15 protein-coding genes are annotated in these 16872 nt (G+C 71.7%); 10 read left to right on the plus strand and 5 right to left on the minus strand.

What is annotated here, in order from left to right; genetic code table 11:
- On the plus strand, positions 1–402 hold a 402-nt coding region (locus tag C1J01_RS34905), incomplete at its 5' end, for a PucR family transcriptional regulator (protein ID WP_146615833.1).
- A 7-nt stretch (positions 403–409) separates the two neighbouring features.
- On the opposite strand, the gene C1J01_RS34910 is transcribed toward C1J01_RS34905, so the two are convergent.
- A complete protein-coding gene (locus C1J01_RS34910) occupies positions 410–1036 on the minus strand; it encodes a TetR/AcrR family transcriptional regulator (protein WP_111183236.1) in 627 nt (208 codons plus the stop codon).
- Positions 1037–1326: 290 nt separating this feature from the next.
- On the opposite strand from C1J01_RS34910, the gene C1J01_RS34915 reads away from it, so the two are divergent.
- On the plus strand, positions 1327–2754 hold the full coding sequence (locus tag C1J01_RS34915) for an aldehyde dehydrogenase family protein (RefSeq protein WP_111183237.1): 1428 nt from the start codon (positions 1327–1329) through the stop codon (positions 2752–2754).
- 54 nt (positions 2755–2808) lie between these two features.
- Here C1J01_RS34915 and ispG read toward each other — a convergent pair whose 3' ends face one another.
- Positions 2809–3978 carry a flavodoxin-dependent (E)-4-hydroxy-3-methylbut-2-enyl-diphosphate synthase gene (gene ispG, locus C1J01_RS34920; RefSeq protein ID WP_111183238.1) on the minus strand — a complete coding sequence of 390 codons (1170 nt, stop codon included), beginning with the start codon at positions 3976–3978 and terminating at the stop codon, positions 2809–2811.
- A gap of 39 nt (positions 3979–4017) precedes the next feature.
- Entirely contained in the window at positions 4018–5208 is a 1191-nt protein-coding gene (dxr, locus tag C1J01_RS34925) for a 1-deoxy-D-xylulose-5-phosphate reductoisomerase (RefSeq protein WP_111183239.1), read from the minus strand.
- Positions 5209–5404: 196 nt separating this feature from the next.
- Here dxr and C1J01_RS34930 point away from each other — a divergent pair, with 196 nt between their 5' ends.
- From C1J01_RS34930 to C1J01_RS34945, 4 genes are all read left to right on the plus strand, one after another.
- Positions 5405–6409, plus strand: a complete 1005-nt coding sequence (locus tag C1J01_RS34930) for a trypsin-like serine peptidase (RefSeq protein WP_111183240.1) — start codon at positions 5405–5407, stop codon at positions 6407–6409.
- Between the two features lie 55 nt (positions 6410–6464).
- On the plus strand, positions 6465–7544 hold the full coding sequence (locus C1J01_RS34935) for a trypsin-like serine peptidase (protein ID WP_181449127.1): 1080 nt from the start codon (positions 6465–6467) through the stop codon (positions 7542–7544).
- A gap of 120 nt (positions 7545–7664) precedes the next feature.
- On the plus strand, positions 7665–9263 hold the full coding sequence (locus tag C1J01_RS34940; RefSeq protein WP_235854865.1) for an alpha/beta hydrolase: 1599 nt from the start codon (positions 7665–7667) through the stop codon (positions 9261–9263).
- Between the two features lie 72 nt (positions 9264–9335).
- A complete protein-coding gene (locus C1J01_RS34945) occupies positions 9336–10178 on the plus strand; it encodes a GNAT family N-acetyltransferase (RefSeq protein ID WP_111183248.1) in 843 nt (280 codons plus the stop codon).
- A 64-nt stretch (positions 10179–10242) separates the two neighbouring features.
- Here C1J01_RS34945 and C1J01_RS34950 read toward each other — a convergent pair whose 3' ends face one another.
- Both C1J01_RS34950 and C1J01_RS34955 read right to left on the minus strand, forming a co-directional pair.
- A complete protein-coding gene (locus C1J01_RS34950) occupies positions 10243–10620 on the minus strand; it encodes a DUF3037 domain-containing protein (protein WP_111183242.1) in 378 nt (125 codons plus the stop codon).
- Positions 10617–11429 carry a HipA family kinase gene (locus C1J01_RS34955; protein WP_111183243.1) on the minus strand — a complete coding sequence of 271 codons (813 nt, stop codon included), beginning with the start codon at positions 11427–11429 and terminating at the stop codon, positions 10617–10619. The genes C1J01_RS34950 and C1J01_RS34955 overlap by 4 nt, the downstream gene beginning before the upstream one ends.
- Before the next feature lie 262 nt (positions 11430–11691).
- Here C1J01_RS34955 and C1J01_RS34960 point away from each other — a divergent pair, with 262 nt between their 5' ends.
- From C1J01_RS34960 to C1J01_RS34975, 4 genes are all read left to right on the plus strand, one after another.
- Entirely contained in the window at positions 11692–12249 is a 558-nt protein-coding gene (locus tag C1J01_RS34960) for a hypothetical protein (protein ID WP_235854866.1), read from the plus strand.
- Positions 12250–12619: 370 nt separating this feature from the next.
- The gene (locus C1J01_RS34965) at positions 12620–12916 is read left to right on the plus strand and encodes a hypothetical protein (RefSeq protein ID WP_146615834.1); all 297 of its coding nucleotides are present in this window, start codon (positions 12620–12622) and stop codon (positions 12914–12916) included.
- Positions 12917–13000: 84 nt separating this feature from the next.
- The gene (locus tag C1J01_RS34970) at positions 13001–14551 is read left to right on the plus strand and encodes a serine/threonine-protein kinase (RefSeq protein ID WP_111183245.1); all 1551 of its coding nucleotides are present in this window, start codon (positions 13001–13003) and stop codon (positions 14549–14551) included.
- Positions 14552–14701: 150 nt separating this feature from the next.
- Positions 14702–16872 (plus strand): protein kinase domain-containing protein (locus C1J01_RS34975; protein WP_111183246.1); only part of this gene is annotated, 2171 nt, incomplete at its 3' end.

The following is a 16872-nucleotide window of genomic DNA, read 5'->3' on the forward strand; positions in this document are numbered from 1 at the left end:
AGTCTGCCGTCCTCGTACGAGGCGGGGGCGCTGCGCGGCGCGCTGGAGCAGGCGTCGCGCGCGCTGGAGGCGGCCAGGGGCGGCGCGGGGCTGCAGCGTTTCGCGGATCTGGCGGGACAGGGGCTGCTCGGGCTGCTCGACCCCGCCGCCGCCCAGGCGTTCTCCGCGGCCGTCCTGGCCCCCCTCACCGGGTACGGCTCACGCGCCGACCTGGTGGCGTCGCTGCGCGCGTACCTGGAGTGCAACGGGCACTGGGACGCGGCGGCGCAGCGGCTCGGCGTGCACCGCCACACCCTGCGCTACCGCATGAGACGCGTCGCCGAGCTGCTCGGCCGCGATCTCGACGACCCCGGCGTACGCGCCGAACTGTGGCTCGCCCTCGAAGCCGCCCGGCGCGGCTGAGCCCTCGTCACTTGGGCTTGTCCACCTGGTAGCAGCAGAGGACGGCCGTGGTCACCGCCTCGTACGTGCGGGCGTCGCGCAGGTGCCCGGCACGTTCCAGGCTGATCGCGCCCTGGGCCGCCGCCCACAGCGCGTCCGCGATCTTGCGGGGCTGGGTGGGGATCAGGTATCCGGCCGAGATGCACTCGGCGATCACCCGGTCGAGGATGTTCAGGGCCGCGCGGGCGAGGGTCCTGGCCCGCTCGCTGGGCTCGAAGCCGGGAATGGCCTGCTCGAACATCAGGCTGTAGTAGCCGGGCTCCGCCAGGCACGCCTGCCGGTACGCCGGGCCGAGCGCGGTCAGGTGTTCCAGCGGGTCGCGCCGCTGCGGCACCGCCTCCAGGAACCGGCGGAAGCGCTCGAAGCCCTCCAGATAGAGCGCCTCGGCCAGGCCCTCCCGGTTGCCGAACATCGTGTAGATGACGGTCGTCGTGCAGCCGGCCTCGTCGGCGATCCGCCGCATGGTGAGGCTGTCGGGGCCGTCGGTCTGCAGCAGGTTGACCGCCACGTCGAGCAGGCGCGAGCGGAGCTCGTCATGGGTGGCGCGCTCACCGAGGAGGTAGGCGCCCTGCAACCCCAGAGGCGCCGAGGTCATGAGACCTCCTCTGTGGCCGAGGAGGTCGATGTCCTGGTGACCTCACGGTGTTCGGTCACGGGGCCCACGCCTTTCTGCTCGGGGGCCCGCCGCGCTGGAGACCCGCACACGATGACTTAGCCAGGGCAGAGATCCCTCAAACCACCCCGCGTGGTAAACATCCTGAATTGGGTCTACTTCCGTTACATCATGGGTATACACCAGAGCTTGTACTTAACGGTGAGTGCTCCGGGGAGTCTTGTGCAACGTGGTGTAAATCCCCTGACCCCGGGGTCGCATAACGTCAAGGTATGGACGTGCGTACCTTCTGGCTGGCCGGCCGCGCCGCGACCGGGGAGACCGAGCTCACCGTCACCAATCCGCTTGACGGCCGCGAGGTCGGCCGGCATTCCGTGCCGACCGACGCCCAGGTGGAGGAGGCCGTCGCGGCCGCCCACGCGGTGGCCAAGGAGGCCGCCGCACTGCCCGTGCACGTACGGGCCGAGGCACTGGCCCACGTCTCGCGCCGCATCGCCGAACGGGCCGAGGAGATCGCCCAGCTGATCACGGCCGAGAACGGCAAGCCGATCGTGTGGGCGCGCGGCGAGGTGAGCCGGGCCGTGGCCACCTTCCGCTTCGCCGCCGAGGAGGCCCGCCGCTGGTCGGGCGGGGTGCAGCGGCTCGACACCGAGCCGGCGGCGGCCGGGCGGCTGGCGTACGTGACGCGGGTGCCGTACGGGCCCGTGCTGGCGATCACCCCGTTCAACTTCCCGCTGAACCTGGTCGCGCACAAGGTGGCCCCGGCCATCGCCGTCGGCGCTCCCGTCATCGTCAAGCCGGCTCCGGCCACGCCGCTGTCGTCGCTGCTGCTCGGCGAGATCCTGGCCGAGACCGACCTGCCCGAAGGCATGTTCTCGGTCCTGCCCGTCGAGAACGACCGCGCCTCCGGCCTCGTGCGGGACCCGCGGCTGCCCGTGGTGTCGTTCACCGGCTCCGCGCCCGTCGGGTACGCCATCGCCGACCAGGTGCCGCGCAAGCACGTGACGCTGGAGCTGGGCGGGAACGCGGCGGCGGTCGTGCTGGCCGACGCCGACCTCGACTGGGCGGCTCAGCGCGTCGCGCTCTACTCCAACTACCAGGCGGGTCAGAGCTGCATCGCCGTGCAGCGGGTCATCGTCGAGGAGCCGGTCTACGACGCGTTCGTGGAGCGCCTGCTCCCGGCCGTCTCGGCGCTCGTCACCGGCGACCCGGCCGACGAGAAGACCCAGGTGGGCCCGCTGGTGTCGCAGGCCGCGGCCGAGCGGGTCGAGCAGTGGGTGCGCGAGGCCGTCGAGGCCGGGGCGAAGGTGCTGGCCGGCGGCACCCGCGAGGGCGCCACCGTCGCGCCGACCGTGCTGACCGACGTGCCGCGCGAGGCCAAGGTCGCCTGCGAGGAGGTCTTCGGGCCGGTCATGATCCTGCAGCGGGCGGCCTCGATCGACGAGGCGTACGCGATGGTCAACGACTCGAACTACGGGCTGCAGGCCGGGGTGTTCACGCGTTCGCTCGACGCCGCCTTCCGGGCGAACCGCGAGCTGGAGGTCGGCGGCGTGATCATCGGCGACGTGCCGTCGTACCGGGCCGACCAGATGCCCTACGGCGGGGTCAAGGACTCCGGCATCGGGCGTGAGGGCCTGCACTCGGCGATGGAGGACCTGACGTACGAGAAGGTCATGGTGCTGACCGGGCTCACGCTGTAGAGGACGACACAAGAGGGCGTGGCCGCGCGGCGGCCACGCCCTCTTGCCGTGTTCTCAGCTGACCGTGACGACCGGGCCCGCAGGAGTGTCGTCGTCGAGGTCGACCTCGACGCCCATCTCCTCGGCCAGGCGCAGGGCCTCCTCGATCAGCGTCTCGACGATCTGCGACTCGGGCACGGTCTTGATGACCTCGCCCTTGACGAAGATCTGGCCCTTGCCGTTGCCCGATGCCACGCCGAGGTCGGCCTCGCGGGCCTCGCCGGGGCCGTTGACGACGCAGCCCATGACGGCCACCCGCAGCGGCACCTTCAGCCCCTCGAGACCGGCCTGGACCTGCTCGGCCAGGGTGTAGACGTCGACCTGCGCCCGCCCGCACGACGGGCAGGAGACGATCTCCAGGCCGCGCTCGCGCAGGCCCAGCGACTCGAGGATCTGCGTGCCGACCTTGACCTCCTCGACCGGAGGGGCCGACAGCGAGACGCGGATCGTGTCGCCGATGCCCTCGGCCAGCAGCGCGCCGAACGCCACCGCACTCTTGATCGTGCCCTGGAAGGCCGGGCCCGCCTCGGTGACGCCGAGGTGGAGCGGGTAGTCGCACTGCTGCGCCAGCAGGCGGTAGGCGTTGATCATCACGACCGGGTCGTTGTGCTTGACCGAGATCTTGATGTCGCGGAAGCCGTGCTCCTCGAACAGTGAGCACTCCCACAGCGCCGACTCCACGAGCGCCTCGGGCGTGGCCTTGCCGTATTTCTGCAACAAGCGGGGGTCGAGCGAGCCGGCGTTGACGCCGATGCGGATCGGCACGCCGTGGTCGGCCGCCGCCCGGGCGATCTCGCCGACCTTGTCATCGAACTTCTTGATGTTGCCCGGATTGACCCGGACGGCCGCGCAGCCGGCCTCGATGGCGGCGAAGACGTATTTCGGCTGGAAGTGGATGTCGGCGATGACGGGGATCTGCGACTTCTTCGCGATCAGGGGGAGCGCGTCGGCGTCGTCCTGCGACGGCACGGCCACGCGGACGATCTGGCAGCCGGACGCCGTCAACTCGGCGATCTGCTGCAGGGTGGCGTTGACGTCGGCCGTGACGGTGGTCGTCATCGACTGGACGGAAACGGGGGCGTCACCGCCCACGGGCACGCTGCCCACCATGATCTGGCGGGAACGGCGGCGTTCGGCGAGGGGTTTCGGGCGGACCGTCGGGATGCCGAGAGCTACAGAAGACATTTCAACCCTTACTGTGACGACGCTTTTCAGTGTAGGCAGCTAGCGGGACTGCGCGGCGGTCAGCTCCGCCGCCCGGGCGCGGGCCCAGGCGTCGGCCGCCAGCACCTCCTCGACCGAGTCGGCGGGCGTCACCTGGTGCTCCTCGACGACCTTGGCGACGGTGTCGACGATGCCGAGGAACGGCAGCTCGCCCCGGAGGAAGGCGTCGAGGCAGGCCTCGTTGGCGGCGTTGTAGACGGCGGGCGCGGTGCCGCCCTCGCCGCCGACGTGCCGCGCCAGCGCGACCGCGGGGAACGCCGTGTCGTCGAGCGGCTCGAACGTCCAGGTGTGGGCCTTGGTCCAGTCGATCGGCGCGGCGGCGCCGGGCAGCCGGCGGGGATGGCCGAGCGCGAGCGCGATCGGCAGCCGCATGTCGGGCGGGCTGGCCTGCGCGACGGTCGAGCCGTCGACGTATTCGACCATGGAGTGGATGATCGACTGCGGGTGGACGACGACCTCGATGCGGTCGAAGCCGAGGTCGAACAGCAGATGGGCCTCGATCACCTCGAGCCCCTTGTTGACCAGGGTCGCGGAGTTGATCGTGATGGACGGCCCCATCGACCAGGTCGGGTGGGCCAGCGCCATCTCGGGCGTGACGTCGGCCATCTCCTCGCGCTTCATGCCGCGGAACGGCCCGCCGCTGGCGGTGATCACCAGCTGCCGGACGCACGAGGGGTCGTAGCCGTCGGGGCCCGCGGCCCACAGGCACTGCTGCACCGCGGAGTGCTCGGAGTCGACGGGGAGGATCTGGCCGGGCTTGGCCAGTCGTTTCACCAGCGGGCCGCCGATGATCAGCGACTCCTTGTTGGCCAGCGCGAGCGTGCGCCCCGCCTCCAGCGCGACGAGCGTGGAGGTCAGGCCGAGCGCGCCGGTGATGCCGTTGAGCACGATGTCGCACGGCCGGCCGGCCACCTCGGCGACGCCGTCGGAGCCGGCGAGCACCTCTGGGTGGACGCCGTGCGCGGCCAGCGCCTCCTTCAGCGCGGGCACGGCCGCGAGGTCGGCCACCGCCACGACCTCGACGCCGAAGTCGGCGGCCTGCCGGGCCAGCACGTCGACCTTGCCGCCGCCGGCCGCGAGCCCCGCGACCCGGAAGCCGCCGGGGTTGGCGGCGATGACGTCGAGGGCCTGGGTGCCGATCGAGCCGGTGGAGCCGAGCACGACCACGGAGCGGAGGGTCTCTTCTTGCACCCGTCCATTGTCCCCGCTCCTCGGTGCGCTCGGGCACCGGGCCGCCGGGGTCCCGGAATTCGCTTCCTTATGTGACGGGAGATAAGCCAGTGAATTTATGTCGGAATGCAGCTATATCCGAATGAGCAATTCCTGAGAAATCGGGATATTGGGGCCGCTACCTTCCATGCTCATGTCCAGTTTCGGGAGGTACGTAATGCACCGCAAAGTCGTCCTGGTTTCCGTCGCCGCGCTCGCCGCGTTGATTCCCGCAGGTGGGGCGCGGGCCGCCGTGGAAGGGTCCGCCGAGGCGCGGCCGAAGCCCCCCGCCCAGCAGGCCGCCGCCGACACGGCCGCCGAACGGCGGCAGGTCGTGACGTACTGGACGGAGAGCCGGATGGAGGCGGCCCAGCCGCTGGACGCGCCCGCCCCCAAGCAGGGCGCGGCGGGGCTGTCGGCCGACGAGCCCGCCAAGGGCACGCCGTGGACCGCTCCACCCACCCGCGCCCGCGGCGGTGTGGAGACGCAGGCCGCCCGGAGCTCGGGTGCGCCGTGGACCCGCGGCGGCGCGGTGACGCGCACCACGGGCCGGGTCTTCTTCACCACGCAGGGGCGCAACTCCTCGTGCTCCGGGACGGCGGTGACCAGCGCCAACAAGAGCGTCGTGCTGACCGCCGGCCACTGCGTGAAGCTCAACGGCGCCTTCCACACGAACTGGGTGTTCGTCCCCGGCTACGCGGGCGGCAACCGGCCGTTCGGCACCTGGGCCGCCACCCGGCTGCTGACCACGCCGCAGTGGAACGCCCGCGAGGACATCAACTTCGACGTCGCCGCCGCCGTCGTCGCGCCGCTGAACGGCAGGTCGCTCACCGACGTCGTCGGCGGCCAGGGCGTGGCCTTCAACCAGCCGCGCGGCCGGCAGATGCACGCCTTCGGCTACCCCGCCGCGGCGCCGTACGACGGGTCGCGGCTGATCTACTGCAGCGGGCGCACCTTCGACGACGTCCTCATGAGCGACGACCTCGGCCTGACCTGCAACATGACGGGCGGATCGAGCGGCGGGCCGTGGATGCTGAATTTCAACGAGTCGACCGGTCTCGGCACGCAGAATTCCGTCAACAGCTTCAAATACAACTTCGCTCCCAACTGGATGTTCGGCCCCTATTTCGGGAACGAGGCCCAGGCCGTCTACCAGTCGGCTCAGAGCGCCAACGCACTCTGAAAAATTTACCGAAAGTAGTCACAAGAACACATGCCGTGGTGCAAACTCGGGGGGCATGACCCTGAGCACCCCCCTGCTTGCGGCCGTCCCGCTCCTGGCGGGGCTGATCGGACCCGCGCTGCTCGGCGCGGTTCCGGGCCGGCAGCAGGCCGAACGACCGGCCGTCGCGTCCGCTCACGGGCTGGCTCATCGGGCCGAGCGCAGCGACATCGTCGAGCACGTCGCCGCCCGCACCGTCGCCGACCAGCGGCGCGTGCTCGACTACTGGACGCCGGAACGCATGGCCAAGGCCCTGCCCATCGGCCTGCTCGACGTCGTCACCGGCGAGCGCGGACTGACCGGCCAGGTGGCCCGCCTGCTGCCCGACCTGTCGGGCGGGCGGTCCGACCTGGCCGTCCCGCGTGAGCTGATGGGCTCCAACCGGCTGACCGGGGCCCGCCCCGACACCAGCACGGCCGGGTCCCGCTGGATGACGGGCGGCCTGGTGTCCAGGACGACCGGCCGGGTGTTCCTCACCGTGTCGGGCGCCGACTTCGTCTGCTCCGCCAGCACGATCAAGAGCGCCAACCGCGACGTCGTGGTCACCGCCGGCCACTGCGTCAAGGACGGCGCCGGCGCCTGGGCCGCCAACTGGACGTTCGTCCCCGGCTACGGCACGGCGGGCACGCACCCGTTCGGCAAGTACACCGCCCGGCGCATGTTCGTCGCGAGCCCCTGGTCACGCAGCGGCGACGACAACTACGACGTCGGCATGGTCGTCCTGAACACCTCACGCGGCCGGCACGTCGCCGACGTGGTGGGCGCGCAGGACATCGCGTTCAACGGCTCGCGCGGCGGCCAGGTGTTCGGCTTCGGCTACCCCGCCGACCCGCCGTACGACGGCACCCGCCTGGTCTACTGCGCGGGCCGGCTGCGGGCCGACCCCCACCGCCAGACGCGCGACCAGGGCCTGGGCTGCGCCATGACGGCGGGCTCCAGCGGCGGGCCGTGGATGACCAGGTTCGACCCGGCCACCGGCAGGGGCACGATCACGTCGGTGAGCAGCTTCAAGTACAGCGACGACCGGCGCACGATGTACGGCCCCTACTTCGGCGACGCCGTCAAGACGCTGTACAACACCGCGCAACGCGCCTGACCGGCCGCCACTCCCCGCCATGGAGCGATTACAGAATGGCAAGCATTTCCCCATACCCAGCGTCATGGTCCGGTTGCTCGCGGGAGCATCACAGGGCCTTATGACAGGGAAGGGGGCCGGGTGAAGCGACTAGTTGGGGTCGTCGCCGGAATGGCGGTGCTCGTCGCCGGAGTCGGGAGCGCGGACGGGGCGGCGGTGGCCGGCGGCGTCAGAGCGGCGCCGTCCATGGTGGCCTGGGGGCCGTGCCCCGAGCACGACCGTCAGGCCGCGCCGGAAGGGATCGAGTGCGCCCTGCTGCGCGTGCCGCTCGACTACCGCCAGCCCATGGGACACCAGATCAAGATCGCGCTCAACCGGGTCAAGGCCAAGGTCTCCAGGGACGCCGACCACCTCGGCACCCTGCTCGTCAACCCCGGCGGACCGGGCGCCTCCGGGCGTGACCTGACCCGGTTCGTGGCCGCGTCCCTGCCGGCGGACGTGAGCGCCCGCTACGACATCGTCGGCTTCGACCCGCGCGGCGTCGGAGCGAGCGAGCCGTCGCTGCGCTGCGTCGACCCGGCCGCGTACTACCGGCCGCCGCGGCCCGACTCGGTGCCGCGCGGGCAGGCCGACGAGCGGGTGCTGCTCGGCCGGGCCGAGATGTACGCCGGCCGCTGCGGCAACCTGTGGTCCTGGCTGCTGCCGCACCTGACCACGGCGAACTCCGCCCGCGACATGGACCGCGTCCGCGCCGCGCTCGGCGAGGAGCAGATCAGCTACCTCGGTTACTCGTACGGCACCTACCTCGGGGCCGTCTACGCCACGCTCTTCCCGCAGCGGGTCAAGCGGCTGGTGATGGACAGCGCCGTCGACCCCGGAGCCGTCTGGTACGCGTCGAACCTGCGGCAGAACGCCTCCTTCGAGCGCCGCCACCGCCAGTTCCTCGCCTGGGTCGCCCGGCACCACTCCGCCTACAAGCTGGGCCGGACGGCCGAGCAGACGTCGTTCGCCTTCTACGCCATGCGCGACCGGCTGCGCGCCCGCCCGGCCGGCGGCGTCGTCGGCCCGAGCGAGCTCGACGACACCTTCTCCTTCGCGGGCTACACCGACAAGGTCTGGCCGCAGTTCGCCCAGGCATGGTCGTCGTACGTGCGCAAGGGCGACGTCGACGGGCTGGTCGACGTCTACCGCAAGCACGGCAGCAACGACGCCAAGGACGAGAACGGCTACGCCGTCTACCTGGGCGTGCAGTGCAGCGACGCCCCCTGGCCGCGCCGGTGGGACAAGTGGCGGGCCGACATGACCAGGATGCACCGCGAGGCGCCGTTCATGACCTGGCCGAACGCCTGGTACAACGCCCCGTGCGCGTTCTGGCCGGTGCGCGGCGGCACGCCCGTCGAGGTCAAGTCGTCGCCGAAGCTGCCGCCGTTCCTCATCCTGCAGTCCCGCCACGACGCCGCGACGCCGTACCGTGGGGCGCTGTCGATGGCGCAGCGGTTCCCCCGCGCGCGCATGGTCCTGGAGGAGGGCGGCAACCACGGGGTGTCGCTGGCCGGCAACCAGTGCGTGGACCGGCACCTGGCCGCCTACCTGAGGGACGGCTCGCTGCCGCCGCGCGACACCACGTGCGCCGCGCCGCCCGCGCCGCGCCCGGCGGCCCGCATGGCGTCGGCGCAGCGGACGCAGACCCCCGAACTGCTCGGCATTCTGGGAGTGATCGGGTCGCTCATCGGGAGATGACGTCAAGAAAGGGTTACCGCGGGCAGCGCCAGATGAGCTAATCGGTAACCCTTCGCGTAGTCTGACCGTGTGATGCTGCGTACATCAGCGTCGCGCGTGCTCGACGACAACGACCGGGACGAGGTTCTCGCGCTGCTGGACAGCGACCCGGTCGCCAACGTCTTCGTCTCCTCCCGGGTGCGGGCCGTCGGGCTCAACCCGGCGAGGCTGGGCGGGCAGATGTGGGGGTTCGGGCCGCGCGGAGGCCTCGTGTCACTCTGTTACGCCGGAGCCAACATGGTGCCGGTCAACGCCGGTCCGGAGGCCGTGCAGGCCTTCGCCGACCGCGCCCGCAAGCAGGGGCGGCGCTGCTCGTCCATCGTCGGGCCGGTCGACGCCGTCTCCCTGCTGTGGGAGCGCCTGGAGCCCCACTGGGGGCGCGCCCGCGCCATCCGCTGGGCGCAGCCCGTCATGGCGACGTCGCACAAGGCGGCGGTGCCCGCCGACCCGCTGGTGCGGCGGGTCCGGCCGGAGGAGTTCGACATCCTGCTGCCGGCGTGCGTGGCCATGTTCACCGAGGAGGTCGGCGTCTCGCCGAACCTCGGCGACGGCGGCGCCCTCTACCGGACGCGGGTGGCCGAGCTGATCCGGATCGGACGCTCCTACGCCCGGATCGACGACGGGCGGGTGGTGTTCAAGGCCGAGATCGGGGCCGTGACGCCGTACGCCTGCCAGATCCAGGGCGTCTGGGTCGACCCCGAGCTGCGCGGACGGGGGCACGCCGTGGCCGGGATGGCCGCCGTGGTGGAGGCCGCGCTGGCGTGCTTCGCCCCGATCGTCACGCTCTACGTCAACGACTTCAACACCTCGGCGCGCGCGGTCTACCGCAAGGTGGGCTTCCGCGAGGTCGACACGTTCATGTCGGTGCTCTTCTAGAGAAGGTGCTGTTCTAAAGACGGTGCTGTTCTAAAGACGGTGCTGTTCTAAAGACGGTGCTGTTTTAAAGACGGACGAGCTTGTCGAAAAGGCGCGCCAGCTCCGTGCCGGGGTCGGCGGTGAGGCCCGCGTGCACCGGGCCCGTCTGCACGATCGTGCTGCGCGGCGCCGTCAGCCAGCGGAACCTGCCGCCGAGCGACTCGCCCGCCAGCGGCCCCGGCTCGTCGCCGCAGGCCAGCTCGTACGCGCCGAGCGCGCGGCAGATGCCGTCGACGTCGGCGTGCGGGTCGAGGGCGTGCAGCCGGGCCGGGTCGAGCTCGACGCGGGCGCACAGATAGTCACGCGGCTGGCAGTAGAGCAGCACGCCGGCGTTGATCAGCTCGCCGCGCTCGACCTTGGGCACCACGCGGATCACCGCGTACTCGTAGACGTCCCTGCTCATCGGGGGCCTCCCCGCCAGAATGCGCCGACCGACCCGGGACCCGCCTTCGGGGCCTGGCGCTGCTCCGTGCGCACCAGCCACTCGCGCGGCCCGTGGGCCCTGCGCAGCAGATGGTCGACGTACGCCTCGCGCACCTCGTCCGGCGCGGTGAAGCCCGGCTCCGCGTCCAGCCATTCGTCGGGCACCAGCGCCGTAACCGTCTCCAGCAGCTCCCCGGTGATCTGCCCGGCCAGCTCCGCGCCCGCCGCCTCGACGTCTGCGGCGTACGGCCCGAGCACGTGGTCGCCCGCGTCGAACGGGCGCTGCGGGTCGGCGGTCTTCCAGTTGTGATGGAACCAGAGGGCGGCCCCGTGGTCGATCAGCCACGTGTCGCGGTGCCAGACCAGCAGGTTGGGGTTGCGCCAGCTGCGGTCGATGTTGTGGATGAGCCCGTCGAACCACACCACCCGCGCCGCGAACCGCGCGTCGGCCGCCCACGCCAGCGGGTCGAACCCGAGCGCGCCCGGCAGGAAGTCGACCGCCAGGTTGAGCCCCGTGCTGGCCTTGAGCAGATCCTGCACCTCTTCGTCGGGCTCGCGGACGCCGAGCTGCGGGTCGAGGTCGATGAGCTTGAGCTCGGGCGTCCTGAACCCGAGCCGCCGGCCCAGCTCGGCCGCGATGATCTCGGCGATCAGCACCCGCCGCCCCTGGCCCGCCCCGCGGAACTTCACCACGTACGTGCCGAGGTCGTCGGCCTCGACGACGCCCGGCAGCGACCCGCCCTCCCGCAGCGGCGTCACGTAGCGGGTGGCGGCGATCGTTTCCAGCACCAGACGAGGCTATCGCCCTTCGCACGGTTCGCCGGCAGATGCCCGCCGCCCAGTTCCCGCGGACGGATGAGGGAACGACTGGGGCCGCGCAGGCGTACCTTCGTTCTGAACATTCGGCATAGACACGCATGAAGGAGACCGTCGGTTGACCAGTACTCTGTCCTTACAAGCGCTGCGGCGACTGAGGACCACCCCAGGCGGGCAGCTCGACTGCCGGATCAGCTTCTCCGACGGAACGGGAACTTCGCGGCCGGTCGCTTATGTGGAACGCGAGTTGCCGCCCAACGGCATATCCGCCTACCTCGCGGCCAGGAAAAGCGGAGCCCGCTCCTTCGTCTTGTGGGCGGACGAACACCGCCAGGTGCGGGTCGCCACCCTGGTCACCGTCTCCGCGGGCGGCGGGCGGGCACAGTTCCAGGTGCTCGGCTCGCAGGGAGAACTGCTCGGTATGTTCACGCGGGACAAGGCGTTCAGCAGGGGACTGCGCACACGCTGGACGGTGAGCCGCGCCGGCAGCCCCGACGCGATGGGATACAAGGGCCGGCTCTTTTGGTGGTGCGTGTGGTGGCTCTGCACACCCCTGCTGCCGCTCATCCTCGTGACCGCCGTGTTCGGCGGCGGCGGCGGCGACTTCCCGCGCGGCCCCCGCCGCATCAAGTGGCGCTCCGGCGGACAGGTCCCGCTGGAGTTCAAGTCGTCGGGGGACACGGTTTGTCTGTACGCACCGGAGCTGGACTGGCGGCTCGGAGCCGCCCTCGCGGCCCTGATCCCCTCTTTCGACGGCTGGATCGGCGACCCCTGGGACGGCAGGAAGGACTGACGGGCCAGGGCGGCGCGCCCGTGACGCGGCGGTGGGAGGCACGGACGGTGGGTTCGGAGTGCGGAGGCGCGTGAGCAGGATCTCGGCGAAGCGCTGGGATCTTGGTGCACGAGGTCCGAAACACCGGTGCGTGTCCGGCACGCTCGGCGCAGTCGCCGGCCAGCGGCCACTCCCCGCTGCTGAACCCCGTGTGCATGTACTTCATCAGGATGTCGGCGATCTCCTCGCCGGGGCGGCTGCTGTCGAGGAGGTCGCGGATGTCCTCCCGCGTTTCTCCTCCTTGCTGCCTGGATCGCCACACGCCGAACCTCCACCTGTGCGCCACGCGGCCCTGCGGTGCGGGGCCCACGCGGGCTGGTACAAATGGGGCATGAGCGAATCCGTCGGGTATCCCCCACAGCCGAACGTGCGGTCGGCCCGGCGTGTCTACAGCCGGAGGTACCGTGTGTGGGCCCACGTGCTCCTGTGGACACCGATCGCGCTCACGGTGGCCGGTGTCGTCCTCGGCCTGGGGTTGTTCGCGGCCGCTGACGCCGACCCGACGTACAGTTCGTCCGCGCTCGGCTATCTCGGCCTCGTCGTGTGGGGCGGCCTCGCGGTCCTGTCGCCGGTTCTGCTCGGGTCGTTCATCGCCGGGCTGGTCATGCTGATTCGCACGCGCAGCTGAGGTCGAATGGTGGCTAGATGACGATGGCGTGCTCTTGAAGGGGTTGGGTCGTTGCTCTTGAGGTGGCGGGGATAATGGCGGTATATGTCCGAGCTTCGCGCCGATGACCCTCGGCAACTGGGGGCGTACCGGCTGACACGCAGGCTCGGCCAGGGCGGTCAAGGGGTCGTCTACCTCGGCCACTCGCCGCAGGGGGCGCAGGTGGCCATCAAGCTGCTGCACGCCAGCCTGTCCGACGACCCCGACGTACGGCGCCGCTTCCTGCGCGAGGTCGAGGCGGTGCGGCGGGTGGCGGCGTTCTGCACCGCCCAGCTGCTCGACGCCGATCTCGACGGCGACCGTCCGTACCTGGTGAGCGAGTACGTCGAGGGGCCGTCGCTGCGCGAGCACGTGCTGGAGAGGGGGCCGCGGCGGGGCGGGTCGCTCGACCGGATCGCCATCGGCACCGCCACCGCGCTGGGAGCGATCCACCGGGCCGGGGTGGTGCATCGCGACTTCAAGCCGGGCAACGTGCTGCTCGGGCTCGACGGGCCCCAGGTGATCGACTTCGGGGTGTCCCGGCTCATGGGCTCCACCGCCTCCACCGGGCACCTGCCGATGGGGACGCCCGCGTACATGGCGCCCGAGCGGATCAAGGGCGAGCCGACCGGGCCGGCGACCGACCTGTGGGCGTGGGGGCTGACCATGGTGTTCACGGCCACGGGACGGAACGCGTACGCGGGGGGCACGTACCAGGAGGTGCTGGCGCGCGTCCTGTACGGGCGGCCGGACCTCAGCGCGCTGAGCGGGCGGCTGCGCGAGATCGTGGACGCGTGCCTGGCGCCCGAGCCGGGGGAGCGGCCGGATGCGGAGGAGGTGCTGCGGCTGCTGCTGGGGCAGGAGCGGATCGGGTCGGACGTGCTGACGTCGGGCGCGATGGTCGCCATCGGCGCTTCTGCCCGTCTGGCCTCCGGCACCGCCTCGGATCCGGAGGCGGCTGCGGCCTCTGCCGCGACGGACGACGCCGAGGCCGGTGAGGGCGCGGACGTTGATGCGACCGAACCGTTCGACGCGGACTTCAGCGTGACCGTCGAGGCGGACGATCCTGGTGACAGTTCCTCTGCCGAGTCCTCCGGTGAGGAGGATCCCGATGTCACTCAGGTCGCGCCACGCGCTGTCGCGGCCCCTGAGGGTGCCACCGGATCGGAGGCTTCTGCGGATGCCGAATCGGGGCGCGAGCAGGATGCGGATCTGGGCTCCGAAAGCGGGGAGGCCGGTGACCCCGCGGGAACCGGTGGGACTGACGCCGGTCGGCCTGATGAGGACGCGACTACTCCGATACGTCACGCGTCCGACGATTCGGGGCCGGTGATCACCGATCCTGATCCGACGACGAGTTTTCCCGCGATCACCGGCCGCGAACGGCCCGCCCCTGTGAGCCCTTCACGGCCTCCGAGCAGTTCATCCGGGACGTTCTTCGGAGGCCGCCGGACGATCCTCGTCGCCGTGGTCGCGGTGCTCGTGGTGGTGGCCGGGCTCCTGCTCTGGGTAGGCGCCGCGCACGGGTCCGTACCGGAAGAGACGTGGACGGGCTCCTGGGCGTTCGGTGGCGCGGTCTACCGACCGGACGGTCATCAAGGTGACGCGGCCGGGTGAGGAAGAAGTGACGTATTCGGGCACGGTCCGCAGCGCCATGTGACCCGCTGTGTCACGGTCAGGCCGCGATTGCCTTGCGCACCGTTGACTGTTCGGGCCGGGTTGCTTTCAGTAGAGAGCAGAAGGGTGGCGGCGAGGGGAGGCGCTCCCGTGCCAACGGCGCAGCCGCTCAGGACGGGGGACCCGCACCGGCTCGGGGAGTACGAACTCTCCGGACGCCTGGGTGAGGGCGGACAGGGCACGGTGTACCTCGGTTCGCGGGGCGGTGAGACGTACGCGGTCAAACTGCTGCACGGGCCCGTGGGGGACGAGCAGGCGGCGTTCCTGCGGGAAGTGGAGCTGGCCAAGCATGTGGCGAGGTTCTGCACCGCCCAGGTGATCGACGCCGGGTTCGACGAGGGCCGGCCGTACATCGTGAGCGAGTACGTCGACGGCCCGTCCCTCCAGCGGGAGGTCGCCCTCACCGGGCCGCGGCGCGGCGGCGCGCTGGAACGGCTGGCCGTCAGCACCGCGACGGCGCTCGCCGCCATCCACCGGGCCGGGATCGTGCACCGCGACTTCAAGCCGCAGAACGTGCTGCTCGGCTCGGACGGGCCGCGGGTGATCGACTTCGGGCTGGCCAAGGCGCTGGACGCGGCGGCTACGGTGAGCGGCCGGGGGGTGGGCACGCCCGCGTACATGGCGCCCGAGCAGATCACCGCGTCGGCGGTCACCGGGGCGGCGGACGTGTTCTCGTGGGGCGCGACGATGTGCTTCGCGGCCAACGCCTCGGCGCCGTTCGGGCAGGACTCCGTGGCACCGGTGCTGCACCGCATTCTGACCGCGCCGCCGGAGCTGGGCCGCCTCGACGGACGCCTGCGCACGCTCGTGTCGGCGTGCCTGGACAAGGACGCGCGCAACCGGCCCACCAGCAGGGAGTTGTTGTTCGAGCTGCTGGGGGAGTCGACCGGCGACGTGCCCGCGGAGGTGCTGCGCTCACCCCCGCCGCACATCCTGCGCACTCCGCCGCCGGTGGTGCCGGAGCAGCGCTCCCCGTACGGGCCCGCCGGCGCGGGGCCGATGGCCGAGCCGGAGGCGACCGGAACGCCGGGCGGCTACCAGCTCGCCGCCGCCCACTCGTCACCGCCCGCCACGGAGGCGGAACGTGCCAATCCGGCTGAGAACGCCCCTGACACTGAGGGCTCCTCGCCGTCCGAACCGGGCGGACGGGGAGCGTTCGCCACCGGTCCTTTGGAGATCGCCTTCGGTGCCGGTCCCGCGCCGGGAGCGTTCGCCCCCCATTCTCCGGAGGACGCACGCACACCGGACGCGGGCCTTCGGGGCGGCGCGGGTCCCTTGGACTGCGCGGATTCTTCAGGCGAAACGGGCACGGGTTCAGGATCTCCGGGTGCCATTGGCTCGTTCGGCGAGCGGACCGGCAGGAGGTGGCCGACAGCGGCCATCGCGGTCTGCGCGGCGCTGCTGGTGACGGCGGGAGTCCTGCTGGCCGTGCTCGTCCCGGAACTGACCGGGGACGAGTCCTCCCCGGCGGCCCAGGCGGCCGGACCTCCGTTACCCCCTGCGTCCACGTCGGAGCCCGCGACGCCGGAGCCGGCGACGTCCGAACCGGAGCCGGAGAAGTCCACGCCCGAGAAGTCCGACGAGGCGCAGGGGCCGCGCGAGCCCGCCAGCCAGCCCCCGGTGCCGCGACCGGTGACCGTCGCGATCCCGCCGCTGGCCGGCCTGGACAGAAAGGCGGCGACCAGAGCCATCAGAGACGCCGGGCTGGTGCCGGGTCTCGTCGCCGAGATCGGCTCCACACAACCCATCGGCCGGGTGCTGAGCACCAAGCCCGCCGCGGGAACGGTGGTCCCGCAGGGCAGCACGGTGACGCTGCAGGTGTCGGCGGGCGTGGCGGTGCCCGCGGTAACCGGCATGCAGCGCAAGGCCGCCGAGTCGGCACTCGCCGAGGCGGGCCTCAAGGCCGGCGGCGTCAACCGTACGTGCTCCGACCGGCCCAACGGCCAGGTCGTCTCCTCCGACCCGAAGGCAGGCACCCGCGTCTCCGGCGGCACCCCGGTGAGCCTCACCCTGGCCCGCCACGGCAGCACCGTCCCCGGCGTGGTGGGCCGTTCGGAGGCGGACGGCCGCGCGGCCCTGACGGACGACGGCTTCCGGGTACGGTCGCGCGGCAAGGCCGTGGCGGACGAGTCGCAGGTCGGCACCATCCTGAGTCAGAGCATCGCGGGCGGCACGTGCGCCAAACCGCAAGCCTCCATCGTGATCACCGTCGGCGTCGCTGCCCAGACCGGCCCGGACCCGGGCGAAGAGCCCGACCCCGG

It is taken from the genome of Nonomuraea aridisoli (genome assembly GCF_003236395.1).
Classification (GTDB): domain Bacteria; phylum Actinomycetota; class Actinomycetes; order Streptosporangiales; family Streptosporangiaceae; genus Nonomuraea; species Nonomuraea aridisoli.